Below are 15,764 nucleotides of genomic sequence, written 5' to 3' on the forward strand. Positions count from 1 at the left end.
CGCGCGGCGAGCGCTCGTGCGTGCCAGCCCGAGCGCTCGAAATCGCCGTGAGCCGCATCGCTCCCCCCGCAGAGGATGGAGCAAGCTAGCCAGGATCAGTTGTTCGCGGTCCGGAACGTGTCGCAGGACTTCGTCTGGCCGCTCTTGTAGCCGTTCATGAACCAGCGCTGGCGCTGCTCGGACGAGCCGTGGGTGAACGAATCCGGCACGGCGTAGCCTTGGCTCTGCTTCTGCAGCTTGTCGTCGCCGATCGCGCTCGCCGCGTTCATCGCCTCGTCGATGTCGCCCTGCTCGAGCGCGTTGTACTTGTCGTTGGAGTTCTTGGCCCAGACGCCAGCAAGGCAGTCGGCCATCAGCTCGATCCGCACGGAGAGCGCGTTGGCGTCTCGCTTCGAGGACGCCTGCTGCTGCCGGGCCTGAACCTTGCCGAGAATGCCGAGGACGTCCTGCACGTGGTGGCCGACCTCGTGAGCGATGACGTAGGCGTAGGCGAAGTCGCCCTTCACGCCGAACTTCTGCTCCATCTCCTTGAAGAAGCCCGTGTCGAGATAGACCTTCTTGTCGAGCGGGCAGTAGAACGGGCCCATCGCGGCCTGGGCCGAGCCGCAGCCGCTGCGGGTGCCGCCGGTGTAGAGCACCATCGTCGTCGGGGTGTACTGCTTGCCGGTCTGGTTCGGCAGGATCTGGCTCCATACGTCCTCGGTGTTGCCGAGGATCTTGGAGGCGAAGCGGCCGCTGTCGTCGGTCGGCGCGGTCTTGCGGCGCGTCTGGATCTGCGGATCGGCCGGCTCCTCGCGCTGGCTGCCGCCGCCACGGGTGATCTGCTCGTCGCCCCCCATCAGGATCGCCGGGTTGATGCCCGTGACCCAGCTGATGATCAGGATGACGACGATCGCGCCGATGCCGAGGCCGCCGGCGCCGCCGCCCGGGAAGCCCATCCCGCCACCGCCGCCCTCGCCGCGACGATCCTCGACGTTGTCCGAACTCCGAAAATCGTCCCAGCGCATGGTCTCGACCGCCACTCGTTCTCACGACGCCGTTATCGCGAGTCGCAGGGTAATGACACAGGCCGAAGGACGGTTCCGCCGGAACGGTCAAGCTTTTCCGTCGAGCGCGGTGCGCAGCAGCCGGAAATCGCGCCAGGCGAGCCGCTTCTGCATCGGCTGCCGCAGCAGGTAGGCCGGGTGCAGGGTGGCGAGGGCCCGCACGGTGCGGTGAGGCATCGCGTAGGGGTAGAACCGCCCGCGCGCCTTCAGGATGCCGTCCTTGTTGCCGGTGATCGCCTTCGTCGCCGGGCTGCCGAGGCAGACGATGATGTCGGGGTCGGCCAGCTCGATCTGGCGCTCCAGGAACGGCCGGCACACGGCCAGTTCCTGGATCGTCGGCTCGCGGTTGCCCGGCGGCCGCCAGGGCACCACGTTGGCGACGTAGGCCTTGGTCCGGTCGAGGCCGATCACCGCCATCATCCGGTCGAGCAGCTGGCCCGAGCGGCCCATGAACGGCTTGCCGATGCGGTCCTCGTCGGCGCCGGGCGCCTCGCCGATGAACATCAGCTTCGCGGCCGGATTGCCGTCGGCGAAGACGAGGTTCTTCGCGGTGAACTTCAGCGGGCAGGCGTCGAAGGTCGCCATCAACGCCTCGAGCTCCTCGAGCGTCCCGACATCCTTCGCCCGTGCCCGCGCATCGATCGCCGCATCCTCGGGCTTTGCCGATGCCGACTGCCCGTAGGTGCGCGGCGGAGCCTTCTCGGGCGCCGGCGGCGGATCGCCCCGCGGCGGCAGCTCGCAGCGCGGCGCTTCCGGCTGTTCCAGGCGCGGCGCTTCCACCTGCGCCTCGCGCACGGGCGCGCTGCGGCGCAGGGCCGGCGCCGGGGTGTCGGCTTCCCGGAAGCGGTCGTGCGGCGCCTCGTCGAGGGCGAGGTCGACGCCGCTCTCCACATGGAAATCGAGGTACGCGATCAGGTCGCGCTGTGCGTCCGCCGACGAGGTCATGAGCATCATGTGGGGCTTCGCACGCCTGTGGACAACGCGGCATTCCGGTCGGCGTCAGGCCGCGACGCTGCGCAACTTGGCCGCTCCCGCGCCCGATCCCCTGCCAGCAGCGGCTTGCCAACCTACATTGGAACGGGTTCAGAACGACGGCAACGGCGCATCGAACGGTCGGACGGCGGAGACGCACGGTCCGCGCGCACGAACGAGACACGGCAGGAGACGACAGGCATGGCGCATCCCGAACGCGAGGGCATGGATTTCGACGTGGTCGTCGTCGGCGCGGGGCCGGCCGGGCTCGCCGCGGCCATCCGCCTGAAGCAGCACGCGCTCGAAAGCGGCGACGAGGTCAACGTGGTCGTCGTGGAGAAGGGCTCCGAGGTCGGCGCCCACATCCTGTCGGGCGCCGTGATCGACCCGTCGGGCCTCGACGTCCTCGTGCCGGACTGGCGCGACGATCCCGAGCGGCCGCTGAAGACCGCGGTGGAGCGCGACGAGTTCCTGTTCCTGACCAAGAACAGCGGCGTCACCCTGCCGAACCTATTCTTCCCGAAGTTCATGTCGAACCACGGCAACTTCGTCGGCTCGCTATCGAACGTGACCAAGTACCTCGGCGCGAAGGCCGAGGCGCTCGGCGTCGAGATCTATCCCGGCTTTCCGGCCTCCGAGGTGCTCTACGACGACCGGGGCGTCGTCGTCGGCGTCGCCACCGGCGACCTCGGCATCGCCAAGTCGGGCGAGCCGCGCGACGACTACACCCGCGGCATGGAGCTGCGCGGCAAGTACGTGATCTTCGGCGAGGGGGCGCGCGGCTCGCTGACCAAGACGGTGATCGACCGGTTCCAGCTTAACCGGCACAGCGACCACCAGAAGTACGGGCTCGGCGTGAAGGAGCTGTGGCAGCTCGCGCCCGGCAAGTTCGAGCCGGGCCTGGTGCGGCACTCGATGGGCTGGCCGCTGCCGAACAAGGCCGGCGGCGGCTCGTGGCTCTACCACTTCGACGACCACCTGCTTTCGGTCGGCTTCGTCACGCACCTGAACTACGAGAACCCGACCCTGTCGCCGTTCGAGGAGTTCCAGCGCTTCAAGACCCACCCGATGATCCGCGAGGTGTTCGAGGGCGCCAAGCGCATCGGCTACGGCGCCCGCGCGATCATGGAAGGCGGATGGCAATCGGTGCCGAAGCTCGTCTTCCCCGGCGGTTGCCTCGTCGGCGATTCCGCCGGCTTCGTGAACGTGCCGCGCATCAAGGGCTCGCACAACGCGGTGCTCTCCGGGATGCAGGCGGCCGACGCCATCGCCGCCGCGCTGAAGGCCGGGCGCCAGGGCGACGAGCTCACCGCCTACGATGCCGGCTGGCGCGACAGCGCGATCGGCACCGACCTCAAGGCGGTCCGCAACGTCAAGCCGCTGTGGTCGCGCTACGGCACGCTCGCGGGCGTGGGCTTGGGCGGCCTCGACATGTGGTCCAACACCCTGCTGAACGCCTCGATCTTCGGCACGCTGAAGCACGGCAAGCCCGACTACGCCTGCACCAAGCCGATCTCCGAGGTGACGCCGATCGTCTACCCGAAGCCCGACGGCAAGCTCACCTTTGACCGGCTGTCCTCGGTCTACCTTTCGAACACCAACCACGAGGAGGACCAGCCGGCCCACCTTCAGGTCAAGGACATGGGCCTGCAGAAGACCTCCGAGCACGACGTGTTCGGCGGGCCCTCCGCGCGCTACTGCCCGGCGGGCGTCTACGAGTGGGTCGAGGATGCGGCCGCCGGCGACGGCGTGCGCTACCAGATCAACGCGCAGAACTGCGTCCACTGCAAGACCTGCGATATCAAGGACCCCAACCAGAACATCAACTGGGTGACGCCGGAGGGGCCTGGCGGGCCGAACTACCCCAACATGTGATCGGATCGATCCGCCTCGTCCGCTCCGCGCGATCCACGTCGCGCGGAGCGGATTCGCTCGGCGAACCCGCTCCGCGGGAACCGGACGCGCGAGCCGAAAGGGTCGTCCGTCGGGGCCTGGAACGATCGAATCGCGGCGGGTCCGGCGGCGTCCGGCGGTCGGGCCCGCGCCATCCTTTCGCCTTGCGGGCATGGCGGGAAGAGTCCAGTGTCCCCGCCGAATTCGGCGCCGCCTGGCCGCGATGGGCAGGCGCCCGCAGGAGCCGTGAACGGTGCCCATGACCGATGTCCGTCCCCGCCGCACCCGCACGGTGCTCGCCCTGACGCTCGCCGCGAGCGTCTCGCTCGGCGGGCAAGCGTTCGCGATGCAGCCGCGCGAATCCAGCCCGATGTCGGAGTACGAGCCGGCGGAGTCGCTTGAGGGCAACTTCCTCTCGGCCTACATCGCCGGGGCCTCCCGCGACACCGCGGCGGCGGCGAGCTTCTACCGCGAGGCGGTGAAGGCCGATCCGCGCAACACCGATCTGCTCGAGCGGGCCTTCGTCTCGCTGCTCGCCGACGGCGCCCTGCCCGACGCGTTCCGTGCGGCCGAGCGCCTTGTCAACCGCGACTCGACCAACGGGCTGGCGCAGCTGTCGCTCGGCGTGCGCCAGATCAAGGCCGGCCAGTGGGCCGCCGCCCGCCAGAATTTTTCGCGCAGCGGACGCGGGGCTGCCGCCGACCTCACCGCGACGCTCCTCACCGCCTGGGCCTATGCGGGTGCCGGCGACGGCAAGCGCGCCCTCGAGACCGTGAGCAAGCTCAAGGGCGAGCGCTACTACAACACCTTCCGCGACTATCATGCCGGTCTGATCGCCAGCGTCACCGGCGACCAGGCCGAGGCGGAGCGCCGCCTCAAGGCGGCCTACGACGCCGACAAGAACACCCTGCGCATCGTCGACGCCTACGCGCGGTTCGAGGCCAATGCCGGCCGCACCGACCTCGCGATCCAGGCCTATACCGACTTCGACGCGCTGATGCCGCGCCACCCGATCGTGCGCGACGCCCTCGACAAGCTGAAGGCCGGCAAGCCGCTCGCCCGCCTCGTCACCACGGCGCAGGAAGGCGCCGGCGAGGTACTGTACGGGCTCGGCTCGGCCGGCTCGACGCAGGGCGACGAGCTGCCGGCGGTGGTCTACCTCCGGCTCGCCCTCTACCTCGCCCCCGAGCATGCGCTGGCGCGCCTGACGCTCGCCGACACCCTCGACCGGATGAAGCAGCCGGAGAAGGCGAACGAGGCCTACGCCCAGATCCCGGCGACCTCGCCGCTGAAGCTCAACGCCGACATCCAGATCGGCCTCAACCTCGAGCAGGCCGGCAAGGGCGATGAGGCGCTGCAGTACCTCGACGCCGCGATGAAGGCGCATCCCGACGACATCGACGTCATCACCGCGCTCGGCAACGTGCAGCGCTCGCGCAAGAAGTACGAGGAGGCGGCCGAGACCTACAGCCGCGCGATCGCGCTCATCGGCGACCGGCCGCAGGCGAACTTCTGGACGACCTACTATTTCCGCGGCACCGCCTACGAGCGCGCCAAGCAATGGCCGAAGGCCGAGGCCGACCTGAAGAAGGCCCTGGAGCTCGTGCCGGCGAGCCAGCCGGCGGCGAAGGCGCAGGTGCTGAACTATCTCGGCTATTCCTGGGTCGATCAGAAGATCAACATCGACGACGCCTTCAAGCTGCTCAAGCAGGCGGCCGACGCCAGCCCGCGCGACGGCATGATCGTCGACAGCCTCGGCTGGGCCTATTTCCGCCTCGGGCGCTGGGACGACGCGGTGCGCGAGCTCGAGAAGGCCGTGGAGCTGAAGCCGGGCGACCCGACCATCAACGACCACCTCGGCGACGCCTACTGGCGCTCTGGCCGGCGCCTCGAAGGCAAGTTCCAGTGGCAGCACGCCAAGGACCTGAACCCCGAGCCCGACGACCTCGTGCAGATCAACGAGAAGCTGAAGAACGGCCTGCCCGATACCGACAAGCCGACCGCCACGGCGGAGAACCCGCCGGCGCCGGTGGCCGCGCCGCACAACGCCGAGAACCCGGAACTGCCGAAGGGCGCCCCGGCCCCGAGCGAGGCGCCGGGCTCGGCCGACAAGAAGAGCGGCGGCTGAAGCAGGCTTATCGACGCGGGACCGGGTTCGACGCGGTCCCGCCGACTTCGGCTTCGATCGCGAAATGCTCTTCGGGGGATACGATCAGCCCATCGATCGCTGCCAGTGCGTCCTCGACGCGGTCGGATGACGGGGTCGCCGGAACACGCCCTGTCGGTGTCCCGTAGCGATAGCTGGTCGCGTAGGCTTCCAGGAACGTGATCGCTGCGAGTGCCCGGCGATCCGGGTTTTCCTCCGGGATCTTCCGAACGATGGTATCGAGCTGGTGGGCGTCCTTCCGCTCGATGTGGATGCCCTCGGCCGTGGCGACGGCCGTGATCAGGTGTTCGGCGGCCTGCGACGCCAAGTAGGCAGCGTTCCGCGACTCGGCCTTCAGCAGGATGCGAGCATCCTTCGCACAATCGCGGGCAAGCTCGAGGCAGGTCGCGATCCTACGCCCCTTGGACATCGAGTCTCAGGCCTTCGCGGGCGAGGGCATAGCTCAGCGTATTCGGGACGCCCCAGCTTTCGGCCAGCTCGCTTTCGCGGGCGGCCAGGATCGTGGCGGAGATGCCGGCTTCGCGGCCGATCGACCACCCGATGATGGGATCGAGCGCATCGTCGGAAACATCGTCCGGCACCGCGACGACGAGGTCCCAATCGCTGTCGGCACGATGATCGCCGCGGGCCCTGCTCCCGAACAGCCAGATCGCCCGCGGTCGCATGCGGGTGCGGATCGCCGCGATCAACGTGGCGAGGTCGTCCGGCAGCGGATCGGCGTAGTTGGATCGGGACACCGTGCGATCCTAGGCCGGCCTTGGCGGGCCGACAATGCCGGGCGTACGCCTGCGGGTTGCCGCGCTGGCGCCCGCCTCGTATGGCCTGCCGCTCCAAGTCATCGCCCCGACGAGAGCCCGTGCCCCTGCTCACCACCCGCGCCCCGGCGAAGATCAACCTGACCCTGCACGTGCTCGGGCGTCGCCTCGGCGACGGCTATCACGTGCTGGAAAGCCTCGTGGCGTTCGCCGGCGTCGGCGATGCGCTGACGCTGGATCCCGGCCCGGAGCTGTCGCTCTCTGTGAGCGGCCCCACCGCGGGACCGGCCGGCCCGACCGGCGACAACCTCGTCGTGCGGGCGGCCCGGCACCTCGCGGAGGCGGTGCCGGATCTCAGGCTCGGCGCGTTCGATCTCGTCAAGCGGCTGCCGGTGGCGGCGGGGATCGGCGGAGGGTCGTCGGATGCAGCCGCGGCGCTGCGCCTGCTCGCGGAGCTGAACGGCCTGCCCCTCGACCATCCGGCGGTGGTCGCCGCCGCACGGGCCACCGGGGCCGACGTGCCGGTCTGCCTTGATCCGCGGGCCCGCATGATGCGCGGCGCCGGCGAGGAGATCGGCCCGGCGCTCGGGATGCAGCCGTTCCCGGCGGTGCTGATCAACCCCGGCGTGCCGGTGCCGACGGCACCGGTGTTCAAGGCGCTCGGCCTCCGGGTCGGCGACCGCTTGAACGGCGCGCCCCATCCCGAGATCGGCCCGGGATCCGGGGTCGAGGCTCTGGTCGCGGCGATCGGGCCGGCGCGCAACGACCTCGAGGCCCCGGCGCTGACCGTGGCGCCGGCGATCGGCACCGCGCTCGCGGCGCTCCGCACCCAGGCGGGCTGCCGGCTTGCGCGGATGTCGGGTTCGGGCGCGACGGTGTTCGCGGTCTTCGCCGATCGTCATTCGGCGTCGCGGGCCGCGCGCGCGATCGGTTCGACGCAGCCGACGTGGTGGACGGTCGCGACCTACCTGCGCTGACGGACGGGCGGAGGCGTCGAGAGGATCTGTGGAGTGGTTCGAGGGCCGCCGCGTGCGGATCAGTGGACGCGCGAAACGCAGAAATCCACGACCTGCAGCAGCGCCGACTTCATCGGGCTTTCGGGGAAGGGATCGAGCGCATCCCGTGCGAGCGTGCCGTAGTCGCGCGCGCGGGCGACCGTCTCCTCGAGGGCGTGGTGGCGCCGCAGGATCGCGTGCGCGGTCTCGAGATCGCCGTCTTCCAGCGCACCCTGCTCCAGAGTCCGGCGCCAGAAGGCGCGTTCCTCCTCGGTGCCGCGGCGGACGGCGAGCACGATCGGCAGGGTGATCTTGCCTTCGCGAAAATCGTCGCCGACGTTCTTGCCGAGCGCTGCGCTGGTGCCGCCGTAGTCGAGCACGTCGTCGATGAGCTGAAAGGCGATGCCGAGGTTCATGCCGTAGGCGCGGCAGGCCTCCTGCTCGGCGACCGGGCGCCCGGCGAGGACCGGACCGACCTCGCAGGCGGCGGCGAACAGCTCCGCGGTCTTGGCACGGATCACCGCGAGGTACGCGTCCTCCGAGGTGCCGGTGTTCTTGGCGGCGGTGAGCTGCATGACCTCGCCCTCGGCGATCACCGTGGCGGCGGCCGAGAGGATGTCGAGGGCGCGCAGGGAGCCGACCTCGACCATCATCCGGAACGCTTGCCCAAGCAGGAAGTCGCCGACGAGCACGCTCGCCTCGTTGCCCCACTTGATCCGCGCGGCGACCCGGCCGCGGCGCATGTCGCTGCCGTCCACCACGTCGTCGTGCAGCAGGGTCGCGGTGTGCATGAACTCGACGCTGGCGGCGAGCTTCACGTCCCCGTCGTGGCCGGAATAGCCGCAGAGGTCGGCGCTCGCCAGGGTCAGGATCGGGCGCAGGCGCTTGCCGCCGGAATCGATCAGATGGTTGGCGACCTCGGGGATCATCGCCACGTCGGAACCGGTGCGCGACAGGATCTGGGCGTTCACCCGCTCCATGCCGCCCGACACCAGGGCCACGAGGTCGGCGAGGCTCGCTTCCGCGTCGGGGCGGCCTTCTTCGATGGAAACGACGACACCCAAGGTCCGATGCCTCCAGACCGATTTCGACTGCAGCGCGCGATGCGCCACCCCTTCGCATGCGCTTGAGGGCACCGCAACATGCGTCCGCGAAACCGGATATGGTGCCGGCGCACGCCAGCGCGCACGCGACGAAAGCGCCCTCCACCGCGAACAGGGTTGTGATGACCGAGCTGATCCGCACCAACGACATCGTCCTGATCGGCTTCGCGCAATCGCTGCTCGAAGGCGCCGCCATCCCGGTGCTCGTCGCCGACAACCACATGAGCCTGATGGAGGGCTCGATCGGCGCCTTCCCCCGGCGCCTGCTGGTGCCCGGCGATCATGCCGCGCAGGCGCGCCGGCTCCTGCGCGACGCCGGGCTCGCGCACGAGCTTCGCGACGCGAACCCCTGATCATGGCCGAGGTGCCGGACGACTTTCTCGGCGGAACCCTGCGCCTGCTGCAGCCGCCGCGCGGCAGCCATCGAGCCGGGACCGACGCGGTCCTGCTGGCGCGGTGGATCGAGCCGAAGCCGGGCGACGTCGTCTGCGACGTCGGGGCCGGGACGGGGGCGGTCGGGCTCGCCGTCGGCATCCGCGAACCCGGCAGCCGCATCGTGCTGATCGAGCGCGCGCCCGAGATCGCCGCGCTGGCGCGCTGGAACGCCGAGCTGAACGCGATGGCCGACCGGGTGACGGTGGTCGAGGCCGACGTGCTCGCCTCCGGTGCCGATCGCCGCAGCGCCGGCCTCGCAACGGGTTGCGCCGACATCGTGCTCACCAACCCGCCGTTCTTCGAGGCGGGACGTCACCGCCCGTCGCCGGACGCGGGCAAGGCCGCCGCCCACGACTTCCCTGTGGGCGGGTTGGAGCGCTGGATCCGGACCTGCACCGACCTGCTTCGACCGGACGGTCGGCTCGGGTTGATCCACCGGGCCGACGCCCTGCCGCTTTGCCTCGAAGCCCTGCGCAACCGGTTCGGCGGCGTCGCGATCCGTCCGGTTCACGCCCGCGCCGAGCGTCCGGCGATCCGCATCCTCGTCCGCGCGACCAAGGGAAGCCGTGCCGCGCTCGAATTGCATCCGCCGCTCGTCCTGCAGGGGGCGGACGGCGGCTTCACCGCCGAGGCGGACGCCCTGCACCGTGGCCGGCCCTGGCCGGCGTGAAGGTGCATGCGGCGCAAAATATCCGCGACGGGTGAAAAGAGGGGGGCGTCCCGGACGCCCCCCTCGCAAAACCTCAGTAGAACCGCAGCCGGCGATGATGACCGTGATGGTGGTGGTGATGATGCCGGCGCCAGTGATGGTGACGGTGCCAGCGGTGATGCCGGTGCCAGCGATGGTGGCGATGCCAATGGCGGCGGCCGTGCCAGCGGGCATTCTGCACCAGCGGCGCGGCATCGTTCTGCGCGGCGGTGATCGGCACCGTCATCGGGGCGGCCTTCGCCGAGAGGCTCAGGCCCGTCGCGCCGCCGAGCAGCGCGAGCACGACCGAAGAAATCTCCAGGATCGCATCGAGACGTCCTCTCCTTACCGTGGGACGGGCGAGGGGTCGGGCCCCGCCCGGGCGGAGAACGCTCCGCCGCGCCGGAAACGGCGGCCGGCGCGATTCGGTTCGATCGGCAGGCCGCGAAACGACGCGCCCTGCTCCGCAAGCCTTGCCGTGGGGCCGGCGATGACCACCTCCCACGACGCGGGCCTTCTCCCACCATCGGATCTCCATGTCCTTCGCCGTTCCGGATTTCGTGCGTGCGCTCCTTCCGGCGCGCTTTCGCAAGACGCGGTCGCGCGTCGCCGTGGTGCGCCTGAACGGCGCCATCGGCGCGGTCTCGCCGCTGCGCCCGGGCCTCTCGATCGCCACGGTCGCGGGCAGCCTGGAGCGCGCCTTCGCGATGCCGGGCGCGGTCGCCGTGGCGATCGTGATCAACTCGCCGGGCGGCGCGCCGGCGCAATCCCACCTGATCCACCGGCGCATCCGGGATCTCGCCGTGGAGAAGAACCTGCCGGTCTACGCCTTCGTCGAGGACGTGGCGGCGTCGGGCGGCTACATGATCGCCTGCGCGGCCGACACCATCGTCGCCGACCCGACCTCGGTGGTCGGCTCGATCGGCGTCGTCTCGGCCGGCTTCGGGTTCGACAAGCTGCTCGCGCGCATCGGCGTCGAGCGCCGCGTCCACACCCAGGGCGACGCCAAGGCGATGCTCGATCCGTTCCGGCCGGAGGACCCGGCCGACGTCGAACGCCTGCTGCGCATCCAGGCCGACGTGCAGGACCTGTTCACCGGTCTCGTCACGACGCGTCGCCCGACATTGAGGTCCGGCGAGAACCTGTTCACGGGGGCGATCTGGACGGGACGGCAGGCTCTCGAGCTCGGGCTCGTTGACGCGATCGGCGACATCCGCTCGACGCTGCGCGCCCGATTCGGGGAGGGCGTCGACCTGAGGCTGATCGCCGAGGCGAAGGGGTCGTTCGTCGCCCGCCTGCTGCGCCGCGGGGCGCCGGGCGGGATCGGCGTGGCCGACGAGGCCATCGCCGCGATCGAGGAGCGTGCGGCCTGGGCGCGTTACGGCCTGTGAGGCGACGTCGCGCGGAGGCCGCAAGGCCGCCACACGACGGCGCGCTCAGCGCGCGAGGCAGGCGGCGTCCGGCGTGCCGTACCCGCTGTAGACCACCCGCACCTTGCGGGTGCAGCCCTCGGCCTTGACGGCCGGCGCGGCGACGGGCGCCACCTCGACCGGCACCACCGCGACCGGCACGGCCACCGCCGAGACGTCGTCCACGGTGGCCAGTGCGCTGCTGGCGCTCATCACCAGCGGTGTCGCGACGAGCGAGGCGGCGACGAGGACCGCGAAGACGGTGACGTTCTTCTTGGCGAGGCTGCGCATGACTGTTGTTCCATCGCGTTCGGCCGGGGCGGGCGGCCGATATCCCAGTGTTGGGCAATAAACTTGGCCGTCGCGATACGGTTCCGCTTGTCCGCCGAAATTGCGCCGCATTCGGTGTGCGCCCGCACCCGCGCCGGCGTCGCGGTTGCCCAATGCGGTCGCCCGCGCTTAAACGCTGCCGCCTCCCCTGCCCGACGACGAAGAAGCGCCCATGCCGAGCGATGCCGATCTCAGCCCGAAAACGTCGTTCCAGGGCCTGATCCTGACCCTGCAGCGCTTCTGGGCCGCCAAGGGCTGCGTGATCCTGCAGCCCTACGACATGGAGGTCGGGGCGGGCACGTTCCACCCGGCGACGACGCTGCGCGCGCTCGGCCCGAAGCCGTGGAAGGCCGCCTACGTCCAGCCCTCGCGCCGGCCGAAGGACGGGCGCTACGGCGAGAACCCGAACCGGCTGCAGCACTACTACCAGTTCCAGGTCATCCTGAAGCCGAACCCCGAGAACCTGCAGGAGCTCTACCTCGAATCGCTCGCCGCGATCGGCGTCGATCTCGCCCTGCACGACATCCGCTTCGTCGAGGACGACTGGGAAAGCCCCACGCTGGGTGCCTGGGGTCTCGGCTGGGAATGCTGGTGCGACGGCATGGAGGTGAGCCAGTTCACCTACTTCCAGCAGGTCGCCGGCCTCGAATGCGCACCGGTCGCGGGCGAGCTGACCTACGGGCTGGAGCGCCTGGCGATGTACGTGCAGGGCGTGGAGAACGTCTACGATCTGAACTTCAACGGCGGGGCGGGCGCGGAGAAGGTCACCTATGGCGACGTGTTCCTGCAGGCCGAGCAGGAGTATTCGTGGCACAACTTCGAGGCAGCCGACACGGCGATGCTGTTCCGCCAGTTCGCCGATTCCGAGAAGGCCTGCCGCCTCTACCTCGACGCCGGCACTCCCGAGCGCGCTGGCACGCGCCACCGCATGGTTCAGCCGGCCTACGACCAGTGCATCAAGGCGAGCCACGTCTTCAACCTGCTCGACGCCCGCGGCGTGATCTCGGTGACCGAGCGCCAGAGCTACATCCTGCGGGTGCGCGAGCTGGCCAAGGCCTGCGGCGCGGCCTGGCTGCTCACGGAGGCCGGCGGCGCGCCGGCGGCGGCATGAACCGGTTCGCGTTCGCCACCCTGGCCTTGTTCGCCCTCGGCGCTGCTCCGGCCTTCGCCCAGTCCGCCACCGACCCGGTCGAGACCGTGCGCGCGTTCTACGCCAAGGACGATATCGGCGCGGTCGGCTTCTATGCGGCGCGCCTGCGCTCGCTCTACGAGCGGGACCGGCGCGAGGCCGGAAACGAGGTCGGCCGACTGGATTTCGCCTTCTACGTGAACGGGCAGGACACGGAGGCGAACTGGGAGAAGACCCTGAAGCTCACCATGCTCGCATCCGACGACGCGCGTGCGGAGGTGCAGGCGACCTTCCACAACGGCACGCCGCAGGACCTGCGCTACGATCTCGTGCGCGAGAACGGGCGCTGGCTGATCGCCGACGTGCGCTCGACGACGGCGCAAACCTGGGATCTCGTGACGATCCTATCTGCGAAGCTGCCCTAGCCCGAGCGCGACGCGCAGATCAGCGGCGGCATCCCGCGCCTCTCCGCACGCTCCGTCTCGACGGACGCGGAGCGGGCGTCTATTCCCGCGGCCATGCCCGATTTGCTGCTCGAACTCCGCTCCGAAGAAATCCCGGCCCGCATGCAGCGGCGCGCGGCCGAGGACCTGAAGAAGCTCGTCACCGACGCGCTGGTCGAGCGCGGCTTCCTCTACGACGGCGCGAAGGCCTTCGCGACCCCGCGCCGGCTGGCGCTCCACATCGCCGGCTTGCCCGCGCGCGGCGAGGCTTTGCGCGAGGAGCGGCGCGGACCGAAGGTCGGCGCGCCGGACGCCGCGGTGCAGGGCTTCCTGCGCGGCGCCGGGCTGACGAGCCTCGACCAGGCGCGGACGATCATCGACCCGAAGAAGGGCGAGTTCTACCTCGCGGTGATCGAAAAGCCCGGCCGCGAGACGCTGGACGTGCTGGCCGAGGTCCTGCCGGCGATCATCAAGAGCTTCCCCTGGCCGAAATCCATGCGCTGGGGGGCGGCCTCGGCGCAGGCGGGCGCCCTGCGCTGGGTGCGCCCGCTGCAATCGATCGTCGCGACCTTCGGCCCGGAGACCGAGACGCCGGACCTGGTGCCGTTCGAGGTCGGCGGCATCACGTCGGGCACCACCACCTACGGCCACCGCTTCCTGGCGCCCGGCGCGATCGAGGTCCGTCGCTTCGACGACTACGTCCGGAGCCTGGAGCGCGCCAAGGTCGTGCTCGATTCGGACCGGCGCAAGGACATCATCCTGCACGACGCCCGCGACCTCGCCTTCGCCCGCGGCCTCGAGTTCGTGGAGGACGAGGGCCTGCTGGAGGAGGTCGCAGGCCTCGTCGAATGGCCGGTGGTGCTGATGGGCACCTTCGACCAAAGCTTCCTCGACATCCCGGGCGAGGCGGTGCGCGCCACCATCCGCGCCAACCAGAAATGCTTCGTCGTGCGCGACGCCGGCGGCGCGCTGGCGCCGGCCTTCGTCCTGGTCTCGAACCTCGTCGCCACGGACGGCGGCGCCGCGATCACCGCGGGCAACGAGCGCGTGGTCCGCGCCCGGCTCTCGGACGCGAAGTTCTTCTGGGAGACCGACAAGGCGATCCGCCTCGCGGACCGCCTGCCGAAGCTTGACACCATCGTGTTCCACGAAAAGCTCGGGACGCAGGGCGAGCGGGTGCAGCGCATCGCGGCGCTCGCGCGTGAGCTTGCCTCCCTCGTCGGCGCCGATGCCGACCTCGCCGAGCGCGCCGCGCGGCTCGCCAAGGCGGACCTCGTCACCGAGATGGTCGGCGAGTTTCCCGAGCTGCAGGGCTTGATGGGCGCCCGCTACGCCGCGCTCCAGGGCGAGAACCCGAGCGTCTGTGCCGCGATCGAGGAGCACTACAAGCCGGTCGGGCCGAGCGACCGCGTGCCGACCGATCCAGTCTCGGTGGCGGTGGCGCTCGCCGACAAGCTCGACACGCTGGTGGGCTTCTGGGCGATCGACGAGAAGCCGACCGGGAGCAAGGACCCGTACGCGCTGCGGCGGGCTGCTTTGGGGGTGATCCGGACCACGCTGGAGCGGTCCCTGCGGCTGCCGCTTTCGAGCGTCGCCAACCGACAGTTCGCCATCGCGGAAACCCGCGGCGCGCCGGCCGCCTCCGCCGAGCCCGCAAGCATCCGCGAGGACGATCTCGGCTCGGCCGGCTTCCATTTCTCCGCAATCGTCGAGACCGACGGCGAGGCCGACCGAAGCCCGTCGGCCCAGCGCGTCGCCGACCTGCTGGCCTTCTTCGCCGACCGCCTCAAGGTCTACCTGCGCGACAAGGGTGCCCGCCACGACCTGATCGATGCGGTCTTCGCGCTGCCCGGCCAGGACGACCTGCTGATGGTGGTCCGCCGGGTCGAGGCGCTCGGCGCCTTCCTCGACACCGAGGACGGCAGGAACCTGCTCGCCGGCGTGAAGCGCGCCTCGAACATCCTGCGCATCGAGGAAAAGAAGGACGGCCGCGCCTACGATGCCGAGCCCGATGCGGCGCTCGCCGCCGCCGGCCAGCCCGAGGAGCGGGCGCTGGCCGAGGCAATGGCGACGGCGCGGGCCGAGGCCTCGGCGGCGGTCGCGAAGGAGGATTTTGCCGGCTCGATGCGGGCACTCTCGCACCTGCGCGCCCCGGTGGACGCCTTCTTCGAGCACGTCACCGTCAACGCCGACGACGCGGCGCTTCGCGAGAACCGCCTCGCCCTCCTCAACGCGCTGCGCGCCGCAACCCGAGAAGTCGCAGACTTCTCGGCGATCGTGGGCTGAACCCCGGGTCCCTTCTCCCAGGGCGAGAAGGGCAGGACGATCTACACTTCCGATAGGATGAAGCGCGGGTCCCCTCTCCCGTCCGGAAGAGGGACAGGGAGAGGGGTGCGCCT

General features: G+C 70.4%; 16 protein-coding genes. 9 read left to right on the forward strand and 7 right to left on the reverse strand.

The window, feature by feature from the left end; all coding sequences use genetic code 11:
• Positions 1-95: 95 nt before the first annotated feature.
• Positions 96-1,007, reverse strand: coding sequence for a neutral zinc metallopeptidase (locus MKK70_RS14590; RefSeq protein WP_243948631.1), 912 nt, complete (start codon positions 1,005-1,007; stop codon positions 96-98).
• Between the two features lie 87 nt (positions 1,008-1,094).
• Positions 1,095-1,991, reverse strand: a complete 897-nt coding sequence (locus tag MKK70_RS14595) for a uracil-DNA glycosylase family protein (protein WP_243948633.1) — start codon at positions 1,989-1,991, stop codon at positions 1,095-1,097.
• 228 nt (positions 1,992-2,219) lie between these two features.
• On the opposite strand from MKK70_RS14595, the gene MKK70_RS14600 reads away from it, so the two are divergent.
• Together MKK70_RS14600 and MKK70_RS14605 are read left to right on the forward strand one after the other, a co-directional pair.
• Positions 2,220-3,893 carry an electron transfer flavoprotein-ubiquinone oxidoreductase gene (locus MKK70_RS14600; protein ID WP_243948595.1) on the forward strand — a complete coding sequence of 558 codons (1,674 nt, stop codon included), beginning with the start codon at positions 2,220-2,222 and terminating at the stop codon, positions 3,891-3,893.
• 277 nt (positions 3,894-4,170) lie between these two features.
• Positions 4,171-6,039: a tetratricopeptide repeat protein gene (locus MKK70_RS14605; RefSeq protein ID WP_147841315.1), complete on the forward strand. Its 1,869-nt coding sequence runs from the start codon at positions 4,171-4,173 to the stop codon at positions 6,037-6,039.
• 7 nt (positions 6,040-6,046) lie between these two features.
• Here the strand turns inward: MKK70_RS14605 and MKK70_RS14610 are convergent, their stop codons facing one another.
• Together MKK70_RS14610 and MKK70_RS14615 are read right to left on the reverse strand one after the other, a co-directional pair.
• The gene (locus MKK70_RS14610) at positions 6,047-6,487 is read right to left on the reverse strand and encodes a HEPN domain-containing protein (protein WP_243948597.1); all 441 of its coding nucleotides are present in this window, start codon (positions 6,485-6,487) and stop codon (positions 6,047-6,049) included.
• Positions 6,471-6,815 carry a nucleotidyltransferase domain-containing protein gene (locus MKK70_RS14615; protein ID WP_243948598.1) on the reverse strand — a complete coding sequence of 115 codons (345 nt, stop codon included), beginning with the start codon at positions 6,813-6,815 and terminating at the stop codon, positions 6,471-6,473. The genes MKK70_RS14610 and MKK70_RS14615 overlap by 17 nt, the downstream gene beginning before the upstream one ends.
• 119 nt (positions 6,816-6,934) lie before the next feature.
• Here MKK70_RS14615 and MKK70_RS14620 point away from each other — a divergent pair, with 119 nt between their 5' ends.
• Complete coding sequence (locus MKK70_RS14620; protein WP_243948599.1) at positions 6,935-7,810, forward strand: 4-(cytidine 5'-diphospho)-2-C-methyl-D-erythritol kinase; 876 nt, start codon at positions 6,935-6,937, stop codon at positions 7,808-7,810.
• 59 nt (positions 7,811-7,869) lie between these two features.
• On the opposite strand, the gene MKK70_RS14625 is transcribed toward MKK70_RS14620, so the two are convergent.
• Entirely contained in the window at positions 7,870-8,892 is a 1,023-nt protein-coding gene (locus MKK70_RS14625) for a polyprenyl synthetase family protein (protein ID WP_147725412.1), read from the reverse strand.
• A gap of 161 nt (positions 8,893-9,053) precedes the next feature.
• Between MKK70_RS14625 and MKK70_RS14630 the strand changes: the two genes are divergently transcribed.
• A complete protein-coding gene (locus MKK70_RS14630) occupies positions 9,054-9,284 on the forward strand; it encodes a DUF2007 domain-containing protein (RefSeq protein ID WP_243948600.1) in 231 nt (76 codons plus the stop codon).
• A gap of 2 nt (positions 9,285-9,286) precedes the next feature.
• Positions 9,287-10,036, forward strand: coding sequence for a tRNA1(Val) (adenine(37)-N6)-methyltransferase (locus MKK70_RS14635; protein WP_243948601.1), 750 nt, complete (start codon positions 9,287-9,289; stop codon positions 10,034-10,036).
• Positions 10,037-10,109: 73 nt separating this feature from the next.
• On the opposite strand, the gene MKK70_RS14640 is transcribed toward MKK70_RS14635, so the two are convergent.
• Entirely contained in the window at positions 10,110-10,358 is a 249-nt protein-coding gene (locus MKK70_RS14640) for a hypothetical protein (protein ID WP_243948602.1), read from the reverse strand.
• Between the two features lie 232 nt (positions 10,359-10,590).
• Here MKK70_RS14640 and MKK70_RS14645 point away from each other — a divergent pair, with 232 nt between their 5' ends.
• The gene (locus MKK70_RS14645; protein WP_243948603.1) at positions 10,591-11,445 is read left to right on the forward strand and encodes a S49 family peptidase; all 855 of its coding nucleotides are present in this window, start codon (positions 10,591-10,593) and stop codon (positions 11,443-11,445) included.
• Between the two features lie 45 nt (positions 11,446-11,490).
• On the opposite strand, the gene MKK70_RS14650 is transcribed toward MKK70_RS14645, so the two are convergent.
• Positions 11,491-11,754 (reverse strand): hypothetical protein, encoded by a 264-nt coding sequence (locus tag MKK70_RS14650; protein WP_147725407.1) that lies wholly within the window; start codon positions 11,752-11,754, stop codon positions 11,491-11,493.
• A 211-nt stretch (positions 11,755-11,965) separates the two neighbouring features.
• Here MKK70_RS14650 and MKK70_RS14655 point away from each other — a divergent pair, with 211 nt between their 5' ends.
• From MKK70_RS14655 to glyS, 3 genes are all read left to right on the forward strand, one after another.
• A complete protein-coding gene (locus tag MKK70_RS14655; protein WP_243948604.1) occupies positions 11,966-12,904 on the forward strand; it encodes a glycine--tRNA ligase subunit alpha in 939 nt (312 codons plus the stop codon).
• Complete coding sequence (locus MKK70_RS14660) at positions 12,901-13,347, forward strand: DUF3828 domain-containing protein (RefSeq protein ID WP_243948606.1); 447 nt, start codon at positions 12,901-12,903, stop codon at positions 13,345-13,347. The genes MKK70_RS14655 and MKK70_RS14660 overlap by 4 nt, the downstream gene beginning before the upstream one ends.
• 141 nt (positions 13,348-13,488) lie before the next feature.
• Positions 13,489-15,651, forward strand: coding sequence for a glycine--tRNA ligase subunit beta (gene glyS / locus MKK70_RS14665; protein WP_409568278.1), 2,163 nt, complete (start codon positions 13,489-13,491; stop codon positions 15,649-15,651).
• Positions 15,652-15,764 lie beyond the last annotated feature (113 nt).

This window comes from Methylobacterium sp. E-041, assembly GCF_022829665.1.
Lineage (GTDB): Bacteria > Pseudomonadota > Alphaproteobacteria > Rhizobiales > Beijerinckiaceae > Methylobacterium.

Bases quoted from the DNA above. Each gene is read 5' to 3' on its own strand.
- MKK70_RS14630 (WP_243948600.1), top strand. From the start codon at position 9,054: ATGACCGAGCTGATCCGCACCAACGACATCGTCCTGATCGGCTTCGCG.
- MKK70_RS14635 (WP_243948601.1), top strand. From the start codon at position 9,287: ATGGCCGAGGTGCCGGACGACTTTCTCGGCGGAACCCTGCGCCTGCTG.
- MKK70_RS14650 (WP_147725407.1), bottom strand. From the start codon at position 11,754: ATGCGCAGCCTCGCCAAGAAGAACGTCACCGTCTTCGCGGTCCTCGTC.
- MKK70_RS14600 (WP_243948595.1), top strand. From the start codon at position 2,220: ATGGCGCATCCCGAACGCGAGGGCATGGATTTCGACGTGGTCGTCGTC.
- MKK70_RS14660 (WP_243948606.1), top strand. From the start codon at position 12,901: ATGAACCGGTTCGCGTTCGCCACCCTGGCCTTGTTCGCCCTCGGCGCT.
- MKK70_RS14595 (WP_243948633.1), bottom strand. From the start codon at position 1,991: ATGACCTCGTCGGCGGACGCACAGCGCGACCTGATCGCGTACCTCGAT.
- MKK70_RS14610 (WP_243948597.1), bottom strand. From the start codon at position 6,487: ATGTCCAAGGGGCGTAGGATCGCGACCTGCCTCGAGCTTGCCCGCGAT.
- MKK70_RS14590 (WP_243948631.1), bottom strand. From the start codon at position 1,007: ATGCGCTGGGACGATTTTCGGAGTTCGGACAACGTCGAGGATCGTCGC.
- MKK70_RS14605 (WP_147841315.1), top strand. From the start codon at position 4,171: ATGACCGATGTCCGTCCCCGCCGCACCCGCACGGTGCTCGCCCTGACG.
- glyS (WP_409568278.1), top strand. From the start codon at position 13,489: ATGCAGCGGCGCGCGGCCGAGGACCTGAAGAAGCTCGTCACCGACGCG.
- MKK70_RS14645 (WP_243948603.1), top strand. From the start codon at position 10,591: ATGTCCTTCGCCGTTCCGGATTTCGTGCGTGCGCTCCTTCCGGCGCGC.
- MKK70_RS14655 (WP_243948604.1), top strand. From the start codon at position 11,966: ATGCCGAGCGATGCCGATCTCAGCCCGAAAACGTCGTTCCAGGGCCTG.